We start from the raw sequence: 14,044 nt of genomic DNA on the forward strand, positions 1-14,044 counted from the left end.
CACCATGACCGCCGCGCCCGCCGCCACCCGCATCGCGATCGTCACCGGCGCGAGCAGCGGCATCGGCGCCGCCACCGCGCGCGGACTCGCGGCCGCCGGCTACCGCGTCGTCCTCACCGCCCGCCGCAAGGACCGCATCGAGGCCCTCGCCGCGGAGATCACGGCCGCGGGGCACGACGCGATGGCGTACGCGCTCGACATCACCGACCGCGCGGCCGTGGACGAGTTCGCCACCGCCTTCCGCAAGGTCGCGGTCCTGGTCAACAACGCGGGCGGCGCGCTCGGCGCCGACACCATCGCCACCGGCGACCCGGCCGACTGGCGCCAGATGTACGAGACGAACGTCATCGGCACCCTGAACGTCACCCAGGCCCTGCTCCCCGCACTCACCGCGAGCGGCGACGGCACGGTGGTCGTCCTCTCCTCCACGGCCGGCCACGGCACGTACGAGGGCGGCGGCGGTTACGTGGCCGCCAAGCACGCCGAGCACGTACTCGCCGAGACCCTGCGCCTGGAGATCGTCGGCACCCCGGTCCGCGTCATCGAGGTCGCCCCCGGCATGGTCAAGACGGAGGAGTTCGCGACGACCCGCTTCGGCGGCGACACGGAGAAGGCCGCGAAGGTCTACGCGGGCGTGGCGGCCCCCCTCACGGCCGACGACGTGGCGGACACGATCACCTGGGCGGTAACCCGCCCGCCCCACGTAAACATCGACCTCTTGGTGGTCCGCCCCCGAGCCCAGGCGTCGAACACGAAGATCCACCGCGAGCTGTAGGCGTCCCGCCCCTCCCCGCAGGACGCGAGTCACCCACATAGGTGAACGCGACGTATCGCCATGCCCGTTGCCGCTCCACGTGCCTAGGCTCAGATCAACAACAGCACACAGAACGGCCCCCGGCCGGGACGGCAATCCCGGCCGGGGGCCTGACCACACAGGAAGGCCTAGAGCTTCCTCATGGCTAAACGCGAGCCTAGCGCGCCGACATCGCAGTTCATGGACCTCGAAGTTCCCGAGTACGCCTACATGTTCGGCTTCTTGCAGGCCGACGGGCATCTCTCACAACAATCGAGGGGCCGGGGCCGCCTCACCGTCGAGATCAACGTGCGAGACATCGAGATCCTGCGCGAGTTCCAACGGCTGACCCCGTACAGCAGCACCATCAGCGAGCGCGTCCGGGCCACCAACATCTCCGAGGAACACCACTCGGCAACGTGGACCCTGTGCTCCCTCGAAGCGCGGACGACAGTAAATCAACTCGGCCTGCCCTATGGGCGCAAGTCCAAGAGGATCACCCCGCCTCGTTTCGAATTCTCACGGCGCGACTACCTGCGGGGAGTCGTCGATGCGGACGGCTCAGTCGGCTACACGAGCCAAGGCATCCCCTTCATCTCGCTGACCACTGCCAGCACGGCGGTCGGGGTCTACCTGTGCCGCTATGCGCGGATGCTCACGGGGGCCGAACGCCTCATCAAGCGCAACACCCGCGACGGCATCTACAACGTCGTCTACACGAAGGAGGCAGCCATGGGGCTGGCTGCGGACCTCTACTACCCAGGCTGCCTGGCTTTGGAGCGAAAGCGGACCAGTGCCACATCGATCGCTGCATGGGTGCGCCCAGCTGAGATGAAGAGCAAGCCCCCACGAATCCGGTGGACCCACGAGCAGGACAGGGCCCTTCTCTCAGCTCCGACCCTGGCTGACGCCGCCAAGGAGTTGAACTGCTCCCAGAGCGCATGCCAAGTGCGCCGCTGGAAGTTGACACACGGCGTGGTTCCGCTGCCGTACTGACAGGGACGATGGGGGCGCGGTGGCACACCGCGCCCCTTTGCGGTTCAGCCCTTCACGCAGATGAACTGCTTCAGCTTCGCCACGACCTCGACGAGGTCACGCTGATGCTCCATGACCTGCTCGATCGGCTTGTACGCCCCCGGAATCTCATCCACGACACCCGAGTCCTTTCGGCACTCGACGCCCCGCGTCTGCTCCTCCAGGTCACGCGTCGAAAAGCGCCTCTTCGCAGCGTTCCGGCTCATCCGCCGACCGGCGCCGTGTGACGCCGAGTTGAAGGCCTTCTCGTTGCCGAGGCCCTTCACGATGTACGTCGCCGTGCCCATCGACCCCGGGATGATGCCGAGGTCACCGGAACCTGCTCGGATCGCGCCCTTACGCGTGACCAGGAGGTCCATCCCCTCGTACCGCTCCTCCGCAACGTAGTTGTGGTGACAGCTGACCTCCGCCTCAAAGGTCGGCTTGGCCTTCTTGAACTCCCGGCGGATGACGTCCTTCAGGAGGCCCATCATGATCGCGCGGTTGTACTTCGCGTACTCCTGAGCCCAGTAGAGGTCGTTCCGGTACGCCGCCATCTGCGGGGTGTCCGAGACGAAGACCGCCAGGTCACGGTCCACCAAGCCCTGGTTGTGCGAGAGCTTCTGTGCAATGCCTATGTGGTGCTCGGCGAGCTCCTTGCCGATGTTGCGGGAGCCCGAGTGCAGCGTGAGCCACACAGAACCGGAAGAATCAGTTGAAGCTTCAACATGATGATTCCCCGCTCCGAGCGTCCCCATCTGCTTAGCGGCCCGCTCCCGGCGGAACTTCACCGCATCAGCAACCCCCTCGAACCGCCCCCAGAAGTCGTCCCACCCCGATGTCCCGAACCCATGCAGCCGTCCCGGATCCACCGGATCCGCATGCATTCCCCGGCCCACCGGAATCGCCTGCTCGATCTTCGAGCGCAGGCGTGACAGGTCGCCCGGGAGGTCGTTTGCCGTCAGGGATGTCTTGACCGCCGACATTCCGCAGCCGATGTCCACGCCGACCGCCGCGGGGCATACCGCGCCCTGCATGGCGATCACGGAGCCGACCGTCGCACCCTTGCCGTGGTGGACGTCCGGCATGACCGCCAGGCCCTTGATCCAGGGCAGGGTCGCCACGTTCCGGAGCTGCTGGAGTGCGACGTCCTCCACCGAGGCGGGGTCCGTCCACATGCGGATCGGCACCTTCGCGCCGGGAACCTCTACGTACGACATATCGTCCTCATCACCCCGTAGTTACAGCAAAGTGTTGAAAGTCTCGAAGAGCAAATACCGGAGCCAAGGTCAACGAAAGGGATCACGGACCGGCGTCCACGGCATTGCGTGCGATACACATTGTGTCCACCGGTCGCCCATCAGCGGCAACCCAATATCCCCGGCGAGAAGGAGCCCATCGGTGCAGCGGAAGGCCTACCTACCAGGCGTCGCAGCTCTCCTCACGGCGCTGCTCGCCGGCTGCACGGGCGGCGGCGCGCTCGGCGGAGAGCCGGACGACTCGAAGCCCGGCGAGACGGGCGGGACGACCGCGGCCGCCGAACCCGGCAAGTACCGCACGCTCCCCGAGCCCTGCGGCCAGGTCGACCGCGGCACGCTCGACTCGATGCTCCCCGGCATCGAGGAGATCCCGGGCGAGGAACAGCGGGAGAAGGCGTACGAGGGTGCGCCCACCGTCACGTACGACACCGACCGGCGTGTGGGCTGCCGCTGGAAGGTGGAGTCCTCGGACGCCACGCACCATCTGTTCGTCGACTTCGAGCGCGTCGTCTCGTACGACACCGCCGTGAGCGACGACACCCGTGCCACGGAGGTCTACGCGTCCAAGGCGCAGAAGGCCGACCTCGCCGAGCCCTCCGGCACCCCGTCCGCCGACGCGGACACGGAGCCGCCCGCCGACGGTGACGGCGACAAGGGGGGCGAGCCTTCCGACGGTGCCGGGTCCGGGTCCGGGTCCGGGTCGGGGTCGGGGTCGGACAAGGACGAGTCCGGCGCCTCCGGCGACTCCCCGGAGGAGGCCGTGACCCCTCCCGGCCTGGAGCCCCGCATCCTGGACGAGCTGGGCGACGAGGCCTTCCTCGACGACGCGCTCACGACGGCCGGCTCGGCGACCCGGCACCGCACGGTGACTGTGGTGTTCCGCACGTCGAACGTCGTCGTGACCGTCGAGTACGACGAGCAGCCGGGGCGTCGCACGGAGATCCCCGACAGCAAGGAAATGCAGGACAAGGCGCAGGAAGTGGCCGGATCGCTGGCCGAGGGTTTCGACGATTAGAGACGGCTCGGACGGGTCACCCGCTGTCCGGAAGCGGAGTCGTCCCCGTCGGGCACGGCGTACCGTGGCCCATCGAACCGACGACAGCCGTCTTGAGTGACTTGAGTGAAGGAACCATGCACCGACAAGGACAGCGACTCACCCGCATACTCACCTGCGCAGCCGCCGTACCGGTGATCTTCATTGCCTCCGCCTGCTCCTCCGACTCGGGCTCGGGCTCGGACGGGGCCAAGAAGGACTCGGGTTCCAAGGCTTCCGCCTCGGCCTCGGGCAAGGACAAGGCCGCGACCGTGGAGAAGGCGGCGTTCGCCAAGCTGCCCGAGCCCTGCGACGTCCTGTCGAAGAAGACGCTCGGCGACCTCGTCCCGGAGGCGAAGGACAAGTCGGGCAAGGCGGGCACGTCCGACGACACGTCGGCGCGCGGCACCTGCTCCTGGGACAGCCTGGACAACAACGGCGTCGACGGTTCGCAGTTCCGCTGGCTGCGCGTCTCGCTGATGCGCTTCGACTCGGACTCCTCGCTCGGCAGCGGCGCCAAGCGCGCGCAGAACAGCTTCGCCAAGCAGGTCGCGGACGCGCAGGCGACGGAGGGCGCGAAGAGCGTCAAGACGGAGCCGGTGCCGGGCCTCGGCGACCAGACGACGGTCGTGCACTACGACCTGAAGAAGGACAAGGAAAACTTCAAGCAGCAGACGGTCGTGACGCGCGTGGAGAACGCGGTCGTCACGATCGACTACAACGGCGCGGGCCTGGCGGGCGACAAGGCGCCGAGCTCGAAGGATCTGTCCAAGGACGCCGAGAAGGCCGCGAAGGAGGCCGCCGAGGCGGTCGTCGCCGCGAACAAGGCGGGCGGGGCGGACAGCGACTCCAAGGACTCGGGATCGAAGGATTCGGGGTCGAAGGGCTCGGACTCGAAGGACTCGGGTTCCAAGGACTCGGACTCGAAGGACTCGGACTCGAAGGACTCCAGCGCCAAGTCCGACTCCAAGTCCAGCAGCAAGCCCAGCAGCAAGTCCAAGAGCTGACACAGGCGTAGGTGCAGGCACCAAGAAGCCCTGCACGCGCCTCACGTGCAACTCGCGGCGCAGTCACGGCAGTTGTGGAGCCCGGCCCCCTGGTGGCCGGGCTCTTGCCGTACCGGCACACCGGCTTCCGCATGCGTGTGCCAGGCTGTCGCTCGCAACAAACCGAACAGGGAGGGGTTCGCGGGTGGCCGCGATGCAGCTGACACGCACGCACCGGATACTCATCGGCGTGGTCGTCGCCGGTGCGGTCGTCATCGCCGGCATCGGTTTCGCGGGGTCGTACGCGGCCGTGCGCGAACTGGCCGAGAAGAAGGGCTTCGGCAGCTTCTCGGTGGTCTTCCCGATCGGCATCGACGCGGGCATCTGCGTCCTGCTGGCGCTCGACCTCCTCCTGACGTGGATTCGTATCCCCTTCCCGCTGCTGCGCCAGACGGCGTGGCTCCTGACGGCTGCGACGATCGCCTTCAACGGCGCGGCGGCCTGGCCGGACCCGCTGGGCGTGGGCATGCACGCGGTCATCCCCGTCCTGTTCGTGGTCGCCGTCGAGGCGGCGCGGCATGCGGTGGGCCGGATCGCCGACATCACGGCCGACAAACACATGGAGGGCGTACGTCTCACGCGCTGGCTCCTGTCGCCCGTTCCCACGTTCAAGCTGTGGCGGCGGATGAAGCTGTGGGAGCTGCGTTCGTACGAGCAGGTCATCAAGCTGGAGCAGGACCGTCTCATCTACCAGGCCCGCCTTCAGGCCCGCTTCGGCCGCTCCTGGCGCCGCAAGGCCCCCGTCGAGTCCCTGATGCCGCTGCGGCTGGCGCGGTTCGGCGTACCGCTGGCCGAGACCGCTCCCGCCGGGCTCGCGGCGGCGGGCATCGAGCCGGCGCTGCTGCCGCCCGCGCCGGTGCCGGTGGCGGCGGAATCGCAGCAGCCGGAGCTGGTGGCGCCGCCCGTGCCGGAGCTGGAGTCGGAGCGGCAGCGGTCGCAGGCCGAGGGCCAGGGCCAGGGCCAGCAGGAGCAGGCGGCGCAGGAGCAGGCGGCGCAGGAGCAGGTCGAGGCGGAGCCTGCGGGGGCGCACGTGAGCCCGTGGTTCGCGGCTCAGCAGCCGTCGTACGTTCCGGAGGAGCCGCACGACCAGTGGTACGCGGACCAGCAGGCGTACGCGGAGCAGCAGGCGTACGTCGAGCAGCAGGAGTATCTGGCGCAGCAGCAGGCGTACTTCGACGAGCAGGGTGGGGCGGCCGGGGTCGCTCCCGCCGAGCCGGAGTTCCAGGTGCCGGCGGGGCCCGGGCGCACGCGCCCGCTCGGGGGTCAGCATCTGATTCCCGGGCCGCGCGAGGAGCAGGCTGCCGAGGGTGAGGCGAGCGAGGCCGGCAAGGAGGGGCCGGAGGAGCTGGGGCCGCTGCCCGAGGCGTCCGGTCTGCCGGACGACGTCTCGCGCGAGGACGCGTACTTCGCGGCGTTCCGCAAGTACGTGAGCGAGCTCGGGGACTATCCCAACGCCCGCCAGTTCGGCCTGTACCTGATGGACCTGTACGGCGTCACGGGCCAGGCGGGCGGCCCTCCGGCGGAGAGCACGCTGCGCCCCTACCTCCGTGACTTCCGGGGCCGCTACCAGGAGGACCTGGACTCCGAGTACAGCGCGTAGCGGGGCTGCGGCTCCGCTGCCTCACGCTCGGCTGCGGGCGCGCTTCTTGGCGGTCTCGCCCCAGACGGCGAGGGCGGCGCCGGCGACGGCCAGGGCGAGGTAGGCGGGGGTGGGTACGTCCCACCACTTGTGGAAGAGGCCCCAGGGTTCGTCCCCGAAGAGACGTCCGGCGGCTCCGAGGGCGCCCTGAATTCCTACGACCCATCCGACGATGGCGATGATTTCCTTCATACGTTCACGATCTCTGGTCCCGGGGCCTTGGTCGTCCTGCCCGGGAGTGATCCCCCGATCCCCCAAAGGATGCAGCCCCGCTTGCAGCGGACGCCTCCCACCCGGCACCCCGCGGTCCCCCCTGCCCGAACAAGCTCCCCCACCCAACCGGCACCCGGCAGCCCCCTCCCTGCCCGAACAAGCCCTCCCACCCACCCGCCCGGCACCCCGCAACCACCCCTCACCGAACAAGCTCTCCCACCCACCCGCCCGAAACCCGGCAGTCACCCCTGGACGAACGAGCTCTCCCGCCCACCCACTCGATCACCCCCGGGGCAATCGGGTGGGTGGGCGGGAAGAATCCGTCGCGAAGCGGCGGTCCAGTCCGCGGCACGCGAAGGGGGGCGGGGCCCAGTAGCAACTGGGCCCCGCCCCCACCCCCGTACCGCCAAAGCGGCCAGCGTTACGCGCCGAGGAGCTTTCGTACCCGCTCCGCGCCCACGGCGAGCAGCAGCGTGGGGAGGCGCGGACCCGTCTCCCGGGTCACCAGGAGGCGGTAGAGCAGGGCGAAGAAGGACCGCTGCGCGACCTTGATCTCGGGCGGAAGCTCCTTGGCCGTCGCGTCCGCGGAGAATCCGGCCTGCACCTTCGGCACCCCGTACACCAGGTGCGTCAGACCGTCGAGGGACCAGTGCGAGTCCAGTCCCTCCAGGAGCAGCCGCAGCGACTCACGGCCCTCGTCGTCCAGCGAGGACAGCAGCTCCGCGTCCGGCTCCGCGCGCACGATCGTGCGCGCGTCGGCCGGGACCTGGGTGGTGATCCAGTTCTCGGCGCGGTCCAGACGCGGCCGCGCCTCGTCCAGGGACGAGATCGGGTCCGTCGGGTCCAGGTCCCGCAGGATGCGGAGCGTCTGGTCCTCCGCGCCCGCCGTGACGTCCGCGACGGACGCGAGCGTCCGGTACGGAAGCGGACGCGGGGTCGTGGGCAGCGGCCCCGCGGCGGTCCGCACCGCACGCGAGTGCGCGGCGGCGTCGGCGGGCAGCACGGTCCCGTCCGCGACCTTAGCGTCCAGCTTGTCCCACTCGTCGTAGAGCCGCTGGATCTCCTGGTCGAAGGCGATCTTGAAGGACTGGTTCGGCTTCCGACGCGCGTACAGCCAGCGAAGGAGCGGCGCCTCCATGATCTTCAGCGCGTCGGCCGGGGTCGGCACGCCGCCCTTCGAGGACGACATCTTCGCCATCCCCGAGATCCCCACGAACGCGTACATCGGGCCGATCGGCTGCACGCCGTCGAAGATCTCGCGCACGATCTGCCCGCCGACCACGAAGGACGACCCGGGAGAGGAGTGGTCCACGCCGCTGGGCTCGAAGATGACGCCCTCGTACGCCCAGCGCATGGGCCAGTCGACCTTCCAGACCAGCTTGCCGCGGTTGAACTCGTTCAGGTGGACCGTCTCGCTGTGGCCGCAGTCCGCGCAGACGTAAGCGAGCTCGGTGCTCTCGTCGTCGTACGACGTGACCGTGGTCAGGTCCTTCTCGCACGCGCCGCAGTACGGCTTGTACGGGAAGTAGCCGCTGGAGCCGCCGCTGCCGTCGTCCTCGCTCGCGGCGCCGGAGCCTTCGGCGGCCTCGAGCTCGGCCTCGTCGACCGGCTTCTGCGACTGCTTCTGGCCGCCCTTCCCGGGGGCCTTCTTGGTCCGGTACTGGTCGAGGATCGCGTCGATGTCACCGCGGTGCTTCATCGCGTGCAGGACCTGCTCGCGGTAGACGCCCGAGGTGTACTGCTCGGTCTGGCTGATCCCGTCGTACTCCACGCCCAGCTCGTCGAGCGCCTCGGTCATGGCCGCCTTGAAGTGCTCGGCCCAGTTCGCGTACGCGGAACCGGCCGGGGCGGGCACGGAGGTGAGGGGCTTGCCGATGTGCTGGGCCCAGGAGTCGTCGATGCCGGGGACGCCGGCCGGGACCTTGCGGTACCGGTCGTAGTCGTCCCAGGAGATGAGGTGGCGGACCTCGTGCCCGCGCCGCCGGATCTCGTCCGCGACGAGGTGCGGGGTCATGACCTCGCGGAGGTTGCCCAGGTGGATCGGTCCCGAGGGGGAGAGCCCGGAGGCGACGACGACCGGTTTGCCCGGGGCACGACGCTCCGACTCGGCGATGACCTCGTCCGCGTAGCGGGAGACCCAGTCGGTGGTATCGGTGCTCTGAGCCACGATCGGCACGCCTTTCTGCTTCAACTCTTCTTCTACGTGAGTACCGCTTGTCGGAGTCATTCTCCCAGGTCGACCCGCAACAGCGAAAACCGCTTTTCACCCCGTGGGATACTCGAATTTCCAGGGTCCGTCAGACGGACCCTGGACCTCCAGCAACCAGGCACCCGAGCAGAACGGCACCCCTTCATGGCCTCGGTCACGTCCCTCACCGCCTCCGTCCACCAGCGCCTCGCGGACGCCCTCTCGGCTGCCCTGCCGGAGGCCGGCGCCGCCGACCCGCTGCTGCGACGAAGCGACCGGGCCGACTACCAGGCCAACGGGATCCTGGCCCTCGCCAAGAAGGCCAAGGCGAACCCGCGCGAGCTCGCGACGAAGGTCGTGGACGCGATCGACGCCCCTGACCTGCTGAAGGACGTCGAGGTCTCGGGCCCCGGCTTCCTGAACGTGACGGTGACCGACAAGGCGATCACCGAGAACCTCGCCGCGCGCGCCGCCGACGGCGAGCGGCTCGGCGTGCCGTACGCCGAGCAGGCGGGCACGACGGTCGTCGACTGGGCGCAGCCGAACGTGGCCAAGGAGATGCACGTCGGTCACCTGCGGAACTCGGTCATCGGCAACTCCGTCGTCAAGATCCTCGAGTTCACCGGCGAGAAGGTGGTCAGCCGCCACCACATCGGCGACTGGGGGACCCAGTTCGGGATGCTCGTGCAGTATCTGATCGAGCACCCGGACGCGCTGGGCCACGAGGCCGCCGACGGCACCGAGCAGGCGGGCGAGGAGGCCATGTCCGGCCTGAACCGCGTCTACAAGGAGTCGAAGGTGCTCTTCGACTCCGACGAGGACTTCAAGACGCGCGCCCGGCGCCGGGTCGTGGACCTCCAGGCGGGCGACCCGGAGACCCTCGCGATCTGGCAGCGGTTCGTGGACGAGTCGAAGGTCTACTTCTACTCGGTCTTCAACAAGCTGGACGTGGAGATCGAGGACGCGGACATCGTCGGCGAGTCGGGTTACAACGACATGCTGGCGGACACCTGCCGCATGCTGGAGGAGTCCGGCGTCGCGGTCCGGTCGAACGGCGCGCTGTGCGTGTTCTTCGACGACGTGAAGGGCCCGGACGGCAACCCGTCCCCGCTGATCGTCCAGAAGTCCGACGGCGGCTTCGGGTATGCGGCGACCGACCTCTCCGCGATCCGCGACCGTGTCTTCAACCTCAAGGCCGACACCCTCCTGTACGTGGTGGACGCGCGGCAGTCCCTGCACTTCAAGATGGTCTTCGAGACGGCTCGCAGGGCGGGCTGGCTGACGGACGACGTCAAGGCGGTGCAGCTGGGCTTCGGCACGGTGCTCGGCAAGGACGGCAAGCCGTTCAAGACCCGTGAGGGCGAGACCGTACGCCTCATCGACCTCCTCGACGAGGCGATCGACCGGGCGTCGGCCATCGTCCGCGAGAAGGCCCAGGACCTCTCCGAGGAGGAGATCGCCGAGCGCGGCGCCCAGGTGGGCATCGGCGCGGTGAAGTACGCGGACCTGTCGACGTCGGCGGTGCGCGACTACAAGTTCGACCTGGACCAGATGGTGTCGCTGAACGGCGACACGTCGGTCTACCTCCAGTACGCGTACGCCCGTATCCAGTCGATCCTGCGCAAGGCGGACGACGTCTCCCCCAAGGCCCACCCGGAGCTCGAACTGGCCGAGGCCGAGCGGGCGTTGGGGCTGCACCTCGACCAGTTCGCCGAGACGATGGCGGAGGTGGCGCAGGAGTACGCGCCGCACAAGCTGGCCGCGTACCTCTACCAACTGGCGTCGCTGTACACGACGTTCTACGACAAGTGCCCGGTCATCAAGCCGAAGCCGCCGCAGGACATCGCGGAGAACCGCCTGTTCCTGTGCGACATCACGGCCCGCACCCTGCACCAGGGCATGGCGCTTCTCGGCATCAGGACGCCCGAGCGCCTCTAACCCCGCAGAGCGCTTGCGAGCCTGCACAGTCCCTCGGCGATCTCGTCGGGGGACTGCGTCACGAAGCACATCCGCAGGGTGGCCCGATCGGGTTCCCCCGCGAAGAACGGCGCCCCCGGCACGTACGCCACGTCGTGCCTGACGACCTCGGGGAGCAGCTCGGCGGTGTCGTACCCCTCGGGCAGCTTGGCCCAGACGAACATGCCGCCCTCGGGCCGCAGCCAGCTGGACCCCTCGGGCAGCGCGTCCCCGATGCCCGCGAGCATCGCGTCCCGGTGCACCCGGTACTCCCCCGCGACGTGCGCCACGTGCGCGTCCAGGTCGTTGTCCGCCAAGTACCGTGCGGCGGCGAGCTGGTTGACGGTCGGGGTGTGCAGGTCGGCGGCCTGCTTGGCGACGGCGCAGGCCCGCAGCAGCGCGGCGGGGCCCCGCAGCCAGCCCAGGCGCAGGCCGGGCGCCATGACCTTGGAGAAGCTGCCGAGCAGGATGGTGCGGTCCTCGGCGCCGGGGTAAGAGGCGATCCACGGCACGCGCTCGCCCTCGAAGCGCAGCTCTCCGTACGGGTCGTCCTCGACGATCCACAGTCCGCGGCGGGCGGCGACGGCGGCGATCGCGGCGCGGCGCCCGGCGGGCATGGTGCGGCCGGTGGGGTTCTGGAAGGTGGGGACGGTGTAGAGCAGCTTGGGCCGGTGGAGGGCGACGAGTGCGTCGAGGGCGTCGGGGTCGATCCCGGCCTCGTCGCAGGGCACGGGCACGACGTGCGCGCCCGCGAAGCCGAAGGCCTGAAGGGCGGCCAGGTAGCAGGGGCTTTCGACGAGGATGGTCTGACCGGGCTCGATGAGGGCCGTGGCCAGCAGCGAGAGGGCCTGTTGCGAGCCGGTGGTGATGACGATGTCGTCGGCGTCGGTCGCGAGGCCGCGCACGGAGAAGCGTGCGGCGACGGCGGACCGCAGGGCGGGCTCGCCCTCGGTCGTGGCGTACTGGAGCGCGCGCTCGGGCTGCTCGGTGAGCACGGCGTGGAACGCGGCGGCGATGCCGGCCTTGTCGAAGAGGCCGGGGGCGGGGAGCCCGCCCGCGAAGTTGATGACCTCGGGCCGCGCCGTCACGGCCAGGATGTCCCGTACCGGAGAGCCCCCGACGGAGGCGACGCGGGCCGCGAACTCCGGGACGGGGGAAGGGGCTTGGGTCCTGTCTGCGTCCTGGCCGGTGGGGGCGTGGGCGTCGGTGACGGTCATCTGCGGCTCCTATGTTTTCCGGCAGTTCCGGCAGTTCCGGCAGCGTAAGGACCTGCGTGGCGTTTACAAGCACCATTCCGGGATGCGGACGCCGTCCCCACTGCTCGGGCCGGCGCGGCTAGGCAGGCGGGTCCGGCACGTTGTCGTCGTCGCGATTCGTCTTCGTCCACTTCTTGCTGTTGAGCGAGAACCCGTAGACGGGACGGCCCTTGTCGCCGCTCGTGGCGAACGGCTTGCCCGTGTCGTCGATGCGCACCGTCCCGTGCCGGGAGCCGCTCGACCACTCCAGCTCCAAATACCAGCGTACGTAACGGGTGTTGGCGGTCGCGTTGACGAAGAACGCCTCGGGGTCGCCGGCGCTCACCTTGTAGGGGAAGCCGCTCTCCCCCTCCAGCGGGGTCGGGCGCGGCACCGAGGCGTCCAGGTTGACGGCGAAGGAGTGCTTGGGGACGTTGCCCCCGCAGCCGACGCCGAGGTAGCCCATCTTGTAGTTGGTCCAGGCGAGCGGTGCGCTGGTCCCGGCGACGCGGACGTTCAGGGACTCCAGGACGACGGTTTCCTCGCCCTTGCCCTGCACGGTCAGCTTCACGGTCTGGTCCCGCGCGGAGACCGCGCCGTTGGCGGCCACCCAGCCGGGGGCGTCCTGCTCGTTGGGGGGCGGGGAGAGGGTGGCGGGGGCCTTGTCGACCAGGTAGGGGTGCCCGCAGGGCTCATCCCAGTACTGGGGCTGGGTGGAGACGGTCACCGGAACAGCGCCCTCTGCGGCGCCGTTGCCACCACCGCCCTTGGCGCCGTCTCCGGTGCCGGAGGCCCCGGTCCCGTTGCCGTCGCCCTTGCCCTTCCCGTCCTTCGGCTTCCCGGAGTCCTTCGGCTCCTTGTCCGGCTTGCCCTTCCCGGACTCTTTCCCCGAGGGCGACGCCGACCCGGAGCCGTCCGGGCCCGGCTCTTGCTCGCCGTGCGGGGACGGTGAGTCGACGGAGGCACGGTCACGGTCACCGCCGCCGGACGCGGCCTGTACGGCGACGGCGGTGGCGCCGAGGGCGAGAACGACACCCGCGGCGACGAGAACCCGCGCCCGGGGCAGCCGCCTGCCCTCGCTCCTGCCGCCGGTGGGGGCGGGGCCGATGACGATGCCGGGGGGCTCGTCGCCTGCTTCGGCGCGGTGGGTGGGGGCGGTGGGGTCCGGGGCGGGCTTCGCCGGTTCCTGCACGGGCTTCGCCGGTTCCGGGGCGGGCTTCGCCGGTTCCGGGGCGGGCTTCTCCGGTTCCGGGGCGGCTTTCGCCGGTTGGTGATCACGGTCGCCCCTCGACGCGTCGGCCAGGATCCACCGCCGGTGAAGCTCGACCATCTCGTCCCGCGACGCCTTGCAGACCCGGGCGAAGCGCTCCAGCGGAGCGAACTCCGTCGGCACGGCCGCCCCGCTCACATACCGGTGCAGCGTCGACGTCGACACATGCAACCGCTTGGCCAGCGACCCGTAACTGAGCCCCGACCGCTCCTTCAACTCCCGCAGCAACTCCGCGAGATCGCCCGCCCCCACGCTCTCTCCATCCCGTCCATCCGTTCCAGGGAACGGAGTTTCCGCAGCTCACGGCCGTACGAATGTCCCGGCGTCCCCCAACTGCCGTTCCACGCTGTCCAACGGGACAGAACCCCGCACAAGCTCTGGGCCATACAAGCACGCCG

General features: G+C 69.7%; 11 protein-coding genes. 6 read left to right on the forward strand and 5 right to left on the reverse strand.

Features of this window, described 5'->3' with window-relative positions; genetic code table 11:
* The first annotated feature begins 4 nt into the window (after window positions 1-4).
* Entirely contained in the window at window positions 5-775 is a 771-nt protein-coding gene (locus tag AB0I66_RS39260) for an SDR family NAD(P)-dependent oxidoreductase (RefSeq protein ID WP_363212851.1), read from the forward strand.
* 180 nt (window positions 776-955) lie between these two features.
* Window positions 956-1,789 (forward strand): hypothetical protein, encoded by an 834-nt coding sequence (locus AB0I66_RS39265; RefSeq protein WP_363212852.1) that lies wholly within the window; start codon window positions 956-958, stop codon window positions 1,787-1,789.
* Between the two features lie 44 nt (window positions 1,790-1,833).
* On the opposite strand, the gene AB0I66_RS39270 is transcribed toward AB0I66_RS39265, so the two are convergent.
* Window positions 1,834-3,027: an RtcB family protein gene (locus tag AB0I66_RS39270; RefSeq protein ID WP_363212853.1), complete on the reverse strand. Its 1,194-nt coding sequence runs from the start codon at window positions 3,025-3,027 to the stop codon at window positions 1,834-1,836.
* 181 nt (window positions 3,028-3,208) lie between these two features.
* Between AB0I66_RS39270 and AB0I66_RS39275 the strand changes: the two genes are divergently transcribed.
* The 3 genes from AB0I66_RS39275 (at window position 3,209) to AB0I66_RS39285 (ending at window position 6,745) form a co-directional block, all read left to right on the forward strand.
* Window positions 3,209-4,081, forward strand: coding sequence for a DUF3558 domain-containing protein (locus AB0I66_RS39275; RefSeq protein ID WP_363212854.1), 873 nt, complete (start codon window positions 3,209-3,211; stop codon window positions 4,079-4,081).
* 116 nt (window positions 4,082-4,197) lie between these two features.
* Window positions 4,198-5,106: a DUF3558 domain-containing protein gene (locus tag AB0I66_RS39280; protein WP_363212855.1), complete on the forward strand. Its 909-nt coding sequence runs from the start codon at window positions 4,198-4,200 to the stop codon at window positions 5,104-5,106.
* Window positions 5,107-5,290: 184 nt separating this feature from the next.
* On the forward strand, window positions 5,291-6,745 hold the full coding sequence (locus AB0I66_RS39285; protein WP_363212856.1) for a DUF2637 domain-containing protein: 1,455 nt from the start codon (window positions 5,291-5,293) through the stop codon (window positions 6,743-6,745).
* Between the two features lie 21 nt (window positions 6,746-6,766).
* Here AB0I66_RS39285 and AB0I66_RS39290 read toward each other — a convergent pair whose 3' ends face one another.
* Both AB0I66_RS39290 and lysS read right to left on the reverse strand, forming a co-directional pair.
* Window positions 6,767-6,976 (reverse strand): hypothetical protein, encoded by a 210-nt coding sequence (locus AB0I66_RS39290; protein WP_363212857.1) that lies wholly within the window; start codon window positions 6,974-6,976, stop codon window positions 6,767-6,769.
* Window positions 6,977-7,418: 442 nt separating this feature from the next.
* Window positions 7,419-9,173, reverse strand: coding sequence for a lysine--tRNA ligase (gene lysS / locus AB0I66_RS39295; RefSeq protein WP_363212858.1), 1,755 nt, complete (start codon window positions 9,171-9,173; stop codon window positions 7,419-7,421).
* A 177-nt stretch (window positions 9,174-9,350) separates the two neighbouring features.
* On the opposite strand from lysS, the gene argS reads away from it, so the two are divergent.
* On the forward strand, window positions 9,351-11,123 hold the full coding sequence (argS, locus tag AB0I66_RS39300) for an arginine--tRNA ligase (protein WP_363212859.1): 1,773 nt from the start codon (window positions 9,351-9,353) through the stop codon (window positions 11,121-11,123).
* Here argS and AB0I66_RS39305 read toward each other — a convergent pair.
* Both AB0I66_RS39305 and AB0I66_RS39310 read right to left on the reverse strand, forming a co-directional pair.
* A complete protein-coding gene (locus AB0I66_RS39305) occupies window positions 11,120-12,358 on the reverse strand; it encodes a PLP-dependent aminotransferase family protein (RefSeq protein WP_363212860.1) in 1,239 nt (412 codons plus the stop codon). The two genes, argS and AB0I66_RS39305, sit on opposite strands and share 4 nt — an antisense overlap.
* Window positions 12,359-12,476: 118 nt before the next feature.
* On the reverse strand, window positions 12,477-13,898 hold the full coding sequence (locus tag AB0I66_RS39310; protein ID WP_363212861.1) for a helix-turn-helix transcriptional regulator: 1,422 nt from the start codon (window positions 13,896-13,898) through the stop codon (window positions 12,477-12,479).
* Window positions 13,899-14,044: the final 146 nt, after the last annotated feature.

It is taken from the genome of Streptomyces sp. NPDC050439 (assembly GCF_040655335.1).
In the GTDB taxonomy this organism is placed as follows: Bacteria; Actinomycetota; Actinomycetes; order Streptomycetales; family Streptomycetaceae; genus Streptomyces.